Below are 11,410 nucleotides of genomic sequence, written 5' to 3'. Positions count from 1 at the left end.
AGCGAAATTTTAAAAAATATAGATTTGAAGATAAAACTCAATACATTTACTGTGATAATGGGAGAAAACGGCAGCGGCAAGACGACTTTGCTTAAAAACTTGAACTGCCTTTTGAAGCCAGCTAGAGGACATATAAAAATTTTAGGACAGGATACAAAAAAAATCACTGTAGAGGAACTGTCCTCCATGGTGGCTTATCTTTCCCAGGATCCAAATGATTATTTGTTCCTGCCCACTGTAAGGGAGGAAGTGAATTTCACCTTGAACAACCTGGGTTTGAAAGACGATGGAATAGTTGATGAAATACTTAGTAAACTTGGTATTGAAAAATTTGCAAACAGCAATCCCAGGGATTTGAGTACAGGGGAAAGGCAGCGTGTAGCTTTGGCGTCTGTACTTGTAACGAAACCCAGGCTTCTTCTTCTTGATGAGCCTACCAGGGGACTCGACTATCAGCTCAAGGAAAACCTTGGAGAGATACTTTTAAATCTTAGGGATGAAGGAACAACCATACTTATGATTGCCCATGATGTGGAGTTTGCTGCAGAGTATTCAGACGACATCATACTCATGGATGATGGAGGCATTGTTGAAAAAGGAAGCAAATATGAGTTGCTGTCAAATTCAACTTTCTATTCACCACAGATCAGCAGGCTCTTTCACAATTACAGAAGAAACATAGTGACGTTGAAGCAGGGTGAAGAAGTATTGACTATGCTTAAAAAAGCTTGAAATGCATAACACAGATGTATCCATTATCATTTGATTTGTTTTAACACAATATGTATATCTGATATTGATATGGAATCCAATACTGCTTCGAAGATGACGCAGCGTAGCTGCTTTGTTGGCATAAGAAAAGATAAAGGAGATTTAAATGAGATCTAAAAGGATATTAATATGTACTTTATTGGTTTTTATAATGTCTTTAGCACCTTTGAATTATTCATATGGATATGACAGCAACATAATTGATGGCAGCCATAAAGCCATAGAAGATGCTGTGGATTATCTCCACGACATGCAAAACGATGATGGAGGATTTCCTGCAAAACAAGGAAGGAAAAGCAGTGTAGCGGTAACATGCTGGAGTGTATCGGCACTTGTTGCAGCTGGTGAGGATGTGGAAAGTAATTACTGGAAACCTGCAGGTAAAGGACCAGTTGAATATATTTTGAATACCGACAACGAACTTGAAGATACCGTTGAATATGTAAGGATTCTTCTTGCCTTGTCTGCTGCAGGCAGGAGTCCGGAATACAAGGGAGAAAGTCTGGAAGATAAGATTGTATCATTTCAACAATCCGATGGTCATTTTGCACAACTTGACAGAGGAGAGGACCTGATGATTAATTCGCATATGTGGTCCATAATAGCTTTGGAATCTGCAGGAAATGAAGATTACGACAGGGAAAAGGCAAGGGAATGGCTGACATCAAACCAAAATGATGATGGAGGCTTTGGTTGGCTTAGTGGAGGAGAAAGTGATTCCGACGATACGGCAGTAGCTCTACAAGCACTTGTATTGCTTGGTGAAGACAAGGTAAACTCTTCTGCAATAGAAAAAGCATTGGATTTCATCAAGTCGAGACAGGAAGATGATGGTGGATTTAGTTCAAGCGAAATGATGGGCGATGAATCCAATTCTGCATCCGATGCATGGGTTATGCAGGGAATCATTTCAGCAGGTGAAGAGTATACAAGTTCTTTTTGGTCTGTGGAAAATGGCAATGTCAAAACGCATCTAATGGATCTGCAGAACAATGATGGTTCCTTTGACTGGAAGGAAGGCGTGAGTTCATCACAGGTGAAAATGACGGCTTATTCCATAATATCATTGTCCAACAAGCCTTTTCCTGTGAATGTGGATTTCAGTGAATTAAAAACTGTAGTAGAGATGTTTACAGACTTGGCAGCTGAACATTGGGCATATGATTCCATATCCTTTCTGGTTGAAGAAAATGTAATCAACGGTTATCCAGATGGTTCATTTAAGCCTGAAGGTTCCGTGAAAAGAGCGGAATTCACATCTATGTCTGTGAAGGGACTGAATTTTGAAAATGACAGTTACAGCAATGGCTTGACCTTCAAGGATGTAGATGGTGATTTGTGGTCATACAAGTATATAGCAATAGCATATAAAAAGGGTATAATCAATGGAAGATCTTCTGAAACTTTTGATCCTGACGGTCTTATAACGGGAGCAGAACTGGCTACAATGCTTGTGAACATAATGCCAGATGGTAAAAAGACCCATATTGAAGATGGAGAATATTGGTATTCAGGCTATGTATCTTTGGCTGAAAAATATGATTTGCTCTATCCTGGATTCAAGGCAAATGAAACTGCTACTAGAGCTCAATGTGCATACAGTATCAAAAGGATAATAGAATTTATAAAATAAACAAAAATACAAAAAACAAAAGGCAAGGAAGCAGTGCAGGAAAGTATCCTTAAATGCCTATTACCAATGTTTCAAGGTAATAGGTGCATATAACTTTCCTAAGCTAGGACGGTTCTTTTTGTATTTTTGGAGAGATTAGGAGGGCTGATTGGATATGAAAAGGTTGACCGCATATATTGCTTTAATGGTAACATTAGTTTTAATACTTGTATTGAGTTTAATGCCTGACAGTCCATTCAATGAAATAAACTGGGCTCTTCTTTCTGTATTGATTGTGGGAATAGCGATTTTGATGTTTTTCATAAGTTTTGAAAAGAGAAGTGTCGATCCAAAGGAAATGGCATTGATCGCTACTATGGCATCTTTAGCAGGAATATCAAGGATTCCTTTTGCGGCTATTATGAGCGTCCAACCTACCACTTTCATAGTAATGATTACAGGGTATGTTTTCGGCGGCCAAACAGGATTTATAACAGGCGCGGTGGCTGCCTTGGTTTCAAACTTCTTTCTTGGACAGGGTCCATGGACACCTTGGCAGATGTTTTGTTGGGGATTTTGCGGGCTTTTGGCAGGATTTATTGGAAAGTTTTCGAATAATTTCAATCACAAAGCTTTTGCAGTATTGGCATTTGTGTGCGGCTACCTCTTTGGATGGGCCATGAACATATGGCATTGGGTTGGATTTGTATATCCTCTTACCATTAAGACTTTTATTGCAACATATCTGGCAAGCTTTCCATTTGACACTCTCCATGCAGTTGGAAATGTTGTGTTTTCCATTGTATTCGGTAAATCATTTTATTTGATACTGACAAGGTTCAAGCGGAGGCTCCATGTCAACAAAGAAAGATTATGATTTTGATAGTTTATTTTGGAAACCACTTGACTTTTTGATAATATTTTATTACAATGTAATTATATTATTGATGAATGAGGTTGAGTTATGAGTAATAAAGACATTATTAAATTGTTTGAACCGTTTGTTGGATTCCTGTCAGGTGCTTTTGGCAGTGGTTTCGAAATAGTACTCCACGATTTATCCAAGCCCGACAATACCATTGTTGCAATCAGAAATGGCCATATAACAGACAGGAAAGTTGGAGATACTCTGTCTAATCTTACTTTGAGAGTGCTTAATGAGAATAATTTATCAGATAATGAATTCAGGAAATATCAAGAGGAAGCATTTTTCAGGAAGGGAATAGATTCTTATAATTATGTGATTAGAGATTTTAATGATAAACCAATAGGTTTGGTTGGTATTAATTGCAATTCCAAAATGTTGAATGAGACTAAGGATTTTATTAATTCGATATTTGCCAATAAATCAGTTGATGAAGTGGACAAGAATACAAATAGCAATAATAATATTTCTGATGACAAGGATTCATTTATAACGCTAGCTGAATCCATTATAGATGGTGTATTGCTGGAATCAGATGTCAAACCCGAAAGAATGAATACTGAAGAGAAGAAAAACATTGTCAAAAAACTTTCTGAAAAAGGTGTGTTTCAGCTTAAGGGTGTTATTGAAAGTGTAGCAGACAAGTTGCATGTTTCCGAAGTTACTGTATACAGATATTTGAACAATATTTAGAATAAAAAAAATTTACCCAAACGCGATAAAATTTTATCCGCAAGATAAAATATTATTATATCTAGAGTCCGAGACATAATGAATACAATACTAGGAGGATTAAGATGAATAATTCAAACAACATTTTTGAAAGGATCAAGCCAGAACCTTTCAAGATTCATTCGGTATCACCGATTGAAATCACATCAAAAGAGGAAAGAGCACAAATCATTAAAGAAGTTGGCTACAATACATTTAAAATACCTGCCAATAAGATTTTCATTGATTATCTTACAGATAGTGGTACAACAGCTATGAGTGACAAGCAATGGGGTGCCCTTATGCTTGGAGATGAATCATATGGAAGTTCTACAAGCTGGTTCAAGCTTGAAGAAACATTGAAAGACTTATTTGGATACAAACACGTACTTCCTGCACATCAAGGAAGGGGAGCTGAGAATATAGTATTCCAGGTGATGATAAAAGAGGGTCAGTTTGTTCCCAACAACATGCATTTTTCACCAGATAGAATCAAAAATGCAGGAGGAATACTGAAGAATCTGATCATCGACGAAGGTATGAAAGTTCAGAGCGATCATCCTTTCAAGGGCAACATGGACATTAAAAAACTGGTTGACTTGATTGAAACGGAGGGTGTTGAAAACATTGCTTTTGTTGAAATAACAGTAACCTGCAACAATGCAGGAGGACAGCCTGTTTCCATGCAGAATTTAAAGGATATAAGAGAAGTGGCGAATAAATATGGTTTGCCTGTAGTTATGGATTCAGCAAGAATATGTGAAAATGCATATTTCATTAAAATACGTGAAGAGGGTTATGCTGACAAGTCGATCAAGGAAATCATTCGTGAAATGTGTTCGTACTCGGATGCTTGTGCAGTGAGCTCCAAAAAAGACGGTATGGTTAATATCGGAGGATTTGTTGGAGTAAATGACGATGAGTTGTATGAAAAGATGCAATCCATATGTCTGATGAGAGAAGGATACTCTACATATGGCGGAATGGCCGGTAGAGATTTGGAAGCTTTGGCTGTAGGATATATTGAAGGATCGGATGAAAATTATCTGAAGTATAGAATCGAGCATTCGACATATCTGGGAGAACAGCTGCAGAAAGAAGGCGTTCCAATATGTACGCCTGTCGGTGGACATGGGGTATGGATTGATTGTCAGAAGTTTGCTCCACATATACCTCAGGAACAGTATCCGGGACTTGCAATAACTACTGCCATGTATGAAGAAGGCGGTATAAGAGCATGTGAACTTGGAAGTCTTGCATTCAGCACTAGAGATGAAGAGACTGGTGAAATCCTGGAACTTCCTGAAATTGATCTTGTAAGACTGGCTATACCAAGAAGGGTATATTCGTATAGACATCTTGATTATACTGCTGCTGTAATCGGAGAGATATATAGAAATAGACAAAAACTTGGTGGTTATAAAGTAGAGAAATTCCCATATATCAAGTACAGGACTGTGTTCTTGGGAGAAATGGCACCTATCAACGAATAATCAAAAGATATTCTCCAATGATTGATTTCATTGGAGAATATCCTTAAGGAGGAATATTATGCCATATGGATATTTTGGCAAAATACTAAATGTTGATTTAACAAAAAGAGAATATGTTGTAGAGGAACTTCCAGAGATTGTTTACAGAAAAGTGCTGGGTGGAGAAGGTTTGGGAGCATGGCTTTTAAATGAACGAGTGCCTGTCGGAGCAGATCCACTGGGTAAAGACAATTTACTTATCATTGCACCAGGGCTTCTGGCTGGAAGCAATGCACCTGCAAGACCAAGAGTCATGACGGTTACCAAGTCGCCTCTTACAGGAGGATTTGGTGATTCAAATGCAGGAGGTGCTTATGGACCTGAATTAAGAAAGTGTGGATTTGATGCGCTGTGTATAAGAGGTATATCAGATAAACTGGTTTATATAAGCATTCTAGACGGTGAAATCAGTATCAATGATGCATCTCATCTGGAAGGAATGGACACTGTCGAGACGAAAGAGGCATTGATTGATGAATTGAAGGTGCCAAAACTCAAGGTGGCATCCATAGGTGTTGCAGGAGAGAAGAATTCCCTGATATCGGCGATAATGTTTGATGACAGGGCTGCAGCAAGATCCGGCGTTGGTGCCGTTATGGGTTCCAAGAATCTGAAAAGCATAGCAATAAAAGGATCCGAAAGGAATGCTGTCTGCAGTAAAGAAGAAATAGTGGCTATAAACAGAAAATTCGGAAGACATATACTGGATGTTGACTATTTTGTATTGGATATAATGAGAAAATATGGATCATGTGGATTCATGAGTCTTGGAGTGAAGGTGGGAATCAATCCAATAAAAAACTGGTCCCTTGCCGGTGAAGAGAGCTTTCCAAAGCATCACTTGTTCGACGCTGAAAACGTTACCAAGTATAAAATCAAGAATCATGGATGTCTGGGTTGTCCGGTGCAATGCGGTGGAACAATCAAGGTTGAAGATGGACCTTTCAAGCTTGATGAGGCAAGACTTCCGGAATATGAAACATTAAACGCTTTTGGACCTTTCATCATGTGTGAAGATGTGGAAGCAAGCTTTAAGGCACAGGAGTTGTGCGACAAGGCAGGAATTGACACCATAAGTGTAGGCCATGTTGTGGCACTTGCTATAGAATGTTTTGAAAACAACATTATAGATGAGAATGATACATTCGGACTGCAGCTTAAATGGGGCAACTCGGAAGATATAATTAAACTTGTTGATGATGTTTGCAAGAGGGAGCGGTTCGGAGTTGTTCTGGCTGACGGAGTCAAGACTGCAATTGAAAGAATCGGAAAGGGCAGTGAGAAATATGGTGTGCATATTGGTGGACAGGCTCCTGCTTTTCATGATTTCAGATATGAAGCTCCGGCTAGAGGTGTCACCTATATATCAGATCCTACACCTGCAAGACACGAAAGGTGTTCCGGCGGCCAGATAATGCAGTTGAACAAGGCTTTGGGTATGGACAAGGAGTTTATACCGGAAAAAGTCAGTCTTGATGATGACGAAGGCATGGGAAAACTTTTTGCCAAGGGTGCAAGATACTATACGGCTTTTTCAGCCTGTGGATTTTGTGCATATATTCTGGGAGCTGTGGAAGACCTTGATATGATCGGACTGATAAAAGCCTTTACAGGATGGGAAGACTACACCGCTCAGGACTTTATGGATTCCGGTGAAAGGATTCAGACCTTGCGACAGATGTTCAGCATCCGAGAGGGTTTAACTCCGGATAAAGTCAAATTTCCTCCGAGACTTGAGGAAAAGCCCATGTTTGAAGGACCCATGAGGGGAACTGACAGAGAATTTGACTGGTATGGATTGAGAGAAGAGTATTTCAAAGGGTTTAACTGGGACGGTAAAACAGGAAGGCCGTTGAAAGAGAGAATGGAAGAGCTTGGCATAGAGCAGTTTTATATAGGTGATTAGTATTATTAATAGGTGAATGGTGATTTTATGAATTTATGCAGAGTTGCAATTATTACAAAATGTGCAAAGTATACAGATAGGACAGTAGAAAAATCAGTAGAGGTTGAATATGGATACCCGCTGATTGAATTATTGGATCATATGTATGAGACGGACAGCGAGTTTACTGGAGAATACTATGATTCTGAAAGAAAGAGAATGAAGCCATATCACCTGTTGTATATTAACAACCAAATGTTTAGAAATGACATGCTGATGAAGTATCTGATTACATCGGATATTGAGATAAGAGTAGTACCATTTGTTTCAGGAGGATGATGGAATTAATCATAACCATCAAATAAAAAAGGAGGTGTAGTTAATTGGTTATTAATCTACCATTAAATACATTTATATTTTACATTGCTATACCGGTTGCACAGATTGTATTCGTGCTTTTGTATGGAATCAAGTGGATATCAGATGGAAAAAAGAATATTAGTGAATAAAGGAGAATGATGATGACTATATTTATTCTGATTGTATATTTTGCTATAATGATTGGTATTGGGATTATTGCTGGCAGGAGGGTTAAAAACTCTGAAGGGTTTTACCTTGGTGGAAAAAGCTTCGGCCCTTGGTTTACTGCCTTTAAATTTGCTGCAACACTGGAAAGTGGAACAAAACTTGTTGGAACACCCGGCATGGCGTATGGAATAGGTTACGCAGCGTTTTTGCAAGGAATGTTCACACCATTTGCTTATTTTCTGTCATTTAGAGTATTCGGACAGAGAATGAAAACAGCATGTGAGCACTATAATGTTATAACGGTACCTCAACTGCTGGAAAAAAGATACAATACAAAACTTATAAGATCACTGGCGGCAATCGCAATTCTAGTAGGACTTGGAGGAAGTCTGGTTGCCCAGTTCAAAGCAACGGGAGAAATTTTCAGCGGTCTATTGGGAACTTCTTATATTACAAGTCTTTTTATAGGAGTTTTGATAGTTGGTATTTATAGCACTGTAGGAGGATACCTGGCTACAGTTTGGACGGATTTGGTACAAGGAATAATCATGGTGTTTGGAGTTATTGTACTGCTTATTGGTACTATAAGAGCAACTTTTGGAACTGTTTCAATAGGCTTTTTATCAGACATGAATGCAAAGCTTGCCGAGATTGCACCTACAATGCTTGAAATTGATGGTGGAGGCAAAATGCCAGTCAATATGATTGTTGTAATGTGTATCATAGGTATAATTGTTGGAGTTGCTCAGCCTCAGCAGGCAGTTGCACTCTTTAGCATGAAGGATGCAAAGGTTGCAAAAAGTGCGATGATAATCGCAACTGTATTCTCTTCGATATTGATTTGGTGTCTGATTCCATCCGCAATGATGGGAAGAATAATACTGGAACCGGGAGCTGTAACAAATCCTGATGCACTTATGCCGGTTCTTACACAAAGAGTCCTCGGTCCTGCATTGTCAGGTATTTTCATGGCTGCCATTTTGTCTGCAATCATGTCTACAGTAAGTGGATTGATTGTGGTTGCAGCATCGGCAGTTTCACAGGACATCATGAAGATAGCCATGCCTGAAAGATATGAGAAAAACCAGGTTATGTGGGATAGGCTAGCGGCGGGATCTATTGTTGCCATATGCTTGATTATGGCAATTAAACCACCGGCAATAATTTTCTGGATTGTTGTATTCGCTTTTGGATTTACCGTGTTTACGTTCATTATGCCAATACTGGGTACTGTTTTGTGGAAAAGAGCCACTGGGAAAGCAGCCGTTGTTCAGATGATTGCTACAATGGTTGTCATACCACTTTGGGGAATAATAGGTCCTGGGATTGCACCTAAAATACCATCATTGATGGTAGGAATGATAGTGGCTCCCGTAGTATTTATAGTAGTTACCCTGATGACGAAGAATGATCATACGGATGAGTTGGATAGTCTCTGGGATGCTTATCATGCAATTGATAGCAAGGTTGACTTTAATAAAGCCAATAATAAATAAAAACAGGAGAAAAAGCAATGGATATATTGAGTACGGGACTTTTATGGGATGAAGACAAGATTTTGAAAAAATATAAAATGCTCAACAGATATGAAAACATAATTGAGTTTGATTTGTTCTATTATCCTTACTGGGTTATGGAAATAAACAGTACTATACGTGGGAAATTCCTGAAGGACCGTACTTATATTGAAAGAGTCATTGTGAACGGAAAGACAGGAAAGGCCTACAGGATTGTCAATGAACCTGAACTGGAGACAGTGGACGATCAGGACATAATGAACATCATGGCGGATTTTGGTACGGATATTGATACTGCAATGAAGAATGGATGCGAGTTGCATGATAAACATTTTGAAAAAAAGTTTAATCATCCTTTAAGGCCAAGAATAGAGATGACGCTTGGAGAAATTGACGTTGATAAGGTGTATAAGCCTTTCTGGATTATAAACAATGGAAAAGATTTGGAGTCAGATAAAATCCTGGTGGTAGATGGTACAACAGGAATAGCGGGAATAACTGAATCCGGGAGTATCATTGATTCATGGAAAGAAATAAAAAACACAATTCAAACTAGAGTTTTCTAGTTTGAATTATTTTTACAAAAAAATAGAAAGAGGAATATTATGAATTCTGTTAAAATAAAGAATGAAACAAAAAACAGTGTTGGCAAAAACCAATACAGATGGATAGTGTGGGGATTGCTTGCCGTCGTTTATGCGGTTGTGTTTTTTCACAGATTAGCTATAGGAGTTATTAGAGAAGAACTGATGAATGAGTTCAACCTAAATTCATTGACCTTTGCGAACATTGGAGCAATGTATTTTTATGTGTATATGTTTATGCAGATCCCAGCCGGAATACTGGTTGACTTGTACGGAGCAAGAAAACTTGTGGCAGCTGGTGCGCTCGTTTCGGGAATAGGGTCCATAGTATTCGCAGCTGCACCAAATATAAGCATTATATTTATTGGCAGATTTTTAGTTGGACTGGGAGTATCGGTTGTATTTGTTCCAATATTGAAAATTCAATCGGTTTGGTTTGATGAAAAAGAGTTTGCTACAGTAACCGGACTGACATCCTTTATTGGAAATCTGGGCGGTGTTGTTGCACAGACACCATTGGCTCTTCTGGTTTATTATTTTTCCTGGAGACAATCCTTTGTCGTCATAGGTGTATTTACTGTAGTGCTGTCAATTGCATGTTTTTTTATAGTCAAAGACAACCCGGGCAATAAGATAGACATATCGCAAAACAGCAGTAGAGACGATGATAAACCGGATATGAAAAAGGCTTTCAGGAATGTAATATTCAACAAGAATACATGGCCTCCCTTCATGGTTTTTGCCTTGATATTTGGATCTTTTGTTGCTTTCTCAGGAACCTGGGGGCGTACTTATCTAATCGAAGTGTATGGAATAGAAAAATTGAATGCCACTAATTTCACCCTGGCAGCTACTCTCGGACTTTCTTTCAGTTGCGTGCTGATAGGAAAGATATCCGACTTGATTAAAAAAAGAAAAATTATTGTAATATCGTGCATGGCCGTCAACTTGATATGTTGGATTATTGTCGTATTTGGAGTGGACATGATATCCACGACTGTTTTATTGATAACAGTTGCATTGCTGGGTTCAAGCTGTTCGGTTGTTGTTATATGCTTTACCCTTGCTAAGGAAATCAACCATCCTAAGTATGTTGGGATATCGACTTCTGTTGTTAACATGGGAGGGTTTGTCGGAGCTGCATTCATTCCTGTCATTATGGGGAACTATTTTGACAAGTATAGTCACTTGTATTCAATGAAAGAGCTTTATCAGAGAGGTTTTAAAATATGTGTACTTACACTGGCAGCTGGATTGCTAATATCGTTTTTCATAAAGGAAACTAATTGCAGAAATATATATGATAGTTGACAAGTGATGTCGAATTTATTAATAATTTTCAGAA

General features: G+C 38.5%; 10 protein-coding genes. All 10 read left to right on the top strand.

The features are described from left to right. Positions 1-732, top strand: a 732-nt coding sequence (locus tag AC3AX0_RS02230) for an energy-coupling factor ABC transporter ATP-binding protein (protein WP_487548674.1), incomplete at its 5' end; no start/stop codon positions are given. Between the two features lie 145 nt (positions 733-877). Further along, positions 878-2,404, top strand: a complete 1,527-nt coding sequence (locus tag AC3AX0_RS02225; RefSeq protein WP_487548673.1) for an S-layer homology domain-containing protein — start codon at positions 878-880, stop codon at positions 2,402-2,404. A gap of 154 nt (positions 2,405-2,558) precedes the next feature. Then, entirely contained in the window at positions 2,559-3,260 is a 702-nt protein-coding gene (locus AC3AX0_RS02220) for an ECF transporter S component (protein WP_487548672.1), read from the top strand. A gap of 87 nt (positions 3,261-3,347) precedes the next feature. Further along, positions 3,348-4,001 (top strand): helix-turn-helix transcriptional regulator, encoded by a 654-nt coding sequence (locus tag AC3AX0_RS02215; protein WP_487548671.1) that lies wholly within the window; start codon positions 3,348-3,350, stop codon positions 3,999-4,001. Between the two features lie 104 nt (positions 4,002-4,105). Further along, the gene (locus AC3AX0_RS02210) at positions 4,106-5,512 is read left to right on the top strand and encodes a tryptophanase (RefSeq protein ID WP_487548670.1); all 1,407 of its coding nucleotides are present in this window, start codon (positions 4,106-4,108) and stop codon (positions 5,510-5,512) included. Between the two features lie 58 nt (positions 5,513-5,570). Further along, positions 5,571-7,457 (top strand): aldehyde ferredoxin oxidoreductase family protein, encoded by a 1,887-nt coding sequence (locus AC3AX0_RS02205; protein WP_487548669.1) that lies wholly within the window; start codon positions 5,571-5,573, stop codon positions 7,455-7,457. 27 nt (positions 7,458-7,484) lie between these two features. Next, a complete protein-coding gene (locus AC3AX0_RS02200; RefSeq protein WP_487548668.1) occupies positions 7,485-7,775 on the top strand; it encodes a ubiquitin family protein in 291 nt (96 codons plus the stop codon). 182 nt (positions 7,776-7,957) lie between these two features. Then, positions 7,958-9,460 carry a sodium:solute symporter family transporter gene (locus AC3AX0_RS02195; protein WP_487548667.1) on the top strand — a complete coding sequence of 501 codons (1,503 nt, stop codon included), beginning with the start codon at positions 7,958-7,960 and terminating at the stop codon, positions 9,458-9,460. 17 nt (positions 9,461-9,477) lie between these two features. After that, entirely contained in the window at positions 9,478-10,047 is a 570-nt protein-coding gene (locus AC3AX0_RS02190) for a hypothetical protein (protein WP_487548666.1), read from the top strand. A gap of 39 nt (positions 10,048-10,086) precedes the next feature. Beyond that, a complete protein-coding gene (locus AC3AX0_RS02185; RefSeq protein WP_487548665.1) occupies positions 10,087-11,376 on the top strand; it encodes an MFS transporter in 1,290 nt (429 codons plus the stop codon). The last annotated feature ends 34 nt before the right edge of the window (positions 11,377-11,410 follow it).

The sequence above is a fragment of the Dethiosulfatibacter sp. genome (assembly GCF_983023055.1).
This window is presented reverse-complemented; position numbering and strand designations above follow the sequence as displayed.

What these genes read in the sequence shown, in the direction of transcription:
- AC3AX0_RS02225 (WP_487548673.1), top strand. Translation starts at nt 878, where the DNA reads ATGAGATCTAAAAGGATATTAATATGTACTTTATTGGTTTTTATAATG.
- AC3AX0_RS02190 (WP_487548666.1), top strand. Translation starts at nt 9,478, where the DNA reads ATGGATATATTGAGTACGGGACTTTTATGGGATGAAGACAAGATTTTG.
- AC3AX0_RS02210 (WP_487548670.1), top strand. Translation starts at nt 4,106, where the DNA reads ATGAATAATTCAAACAACATTTTTGAAAGGATCAAGCCAGAACCTTTC.
- AC3AX0_RS02185 (WP_487548665.1), top strand. Translation starts at nt 10,087, where the DNA reads ATGAATTCTGTTAAAATAAAGAATGAAACAAAAAACAGTGTTGGCAAA.
- AC3AX0_RS02220 (WP_487548672.1), top strand. Translation starts at nt 2,559, where the DNA reads ATGAAAAGGTTGACCGCATATATTGCTTTAATGGTAACATTAGTTTTA.
- AC3AX0_RS02205 (WP_487548669.1), top strand. Translation starts at nt 5,571, where the DNA reads ATGCCATATGGATATTTTGGCAAAATACTAAATGTTGATTTAACAAAA.
- AC3AX0_RS02215 (WP_487548671.1), top strand. Translation starts at nt 3,348, where the DNA reads ATGAGTAATAAAGACATTATTAAATTGTTTGAACCGTTTGTTGGATTC.
- AC3AX0_RS02200 (WP_487548668.1), top strand. Translation starts at nt 7,485, where the DNA reads ATGAATTTATGCAGAGTTGCAATTATTACAAAATGTGCAAAGTATACA.
- AC3AX0_RS02195 (WP_487548667.1), top strand. Translation starts at nt 7,958, where the DNA reads ATGACTATATTTATTCTGATTGTATATTTTGCTATAATGATTGGTATT.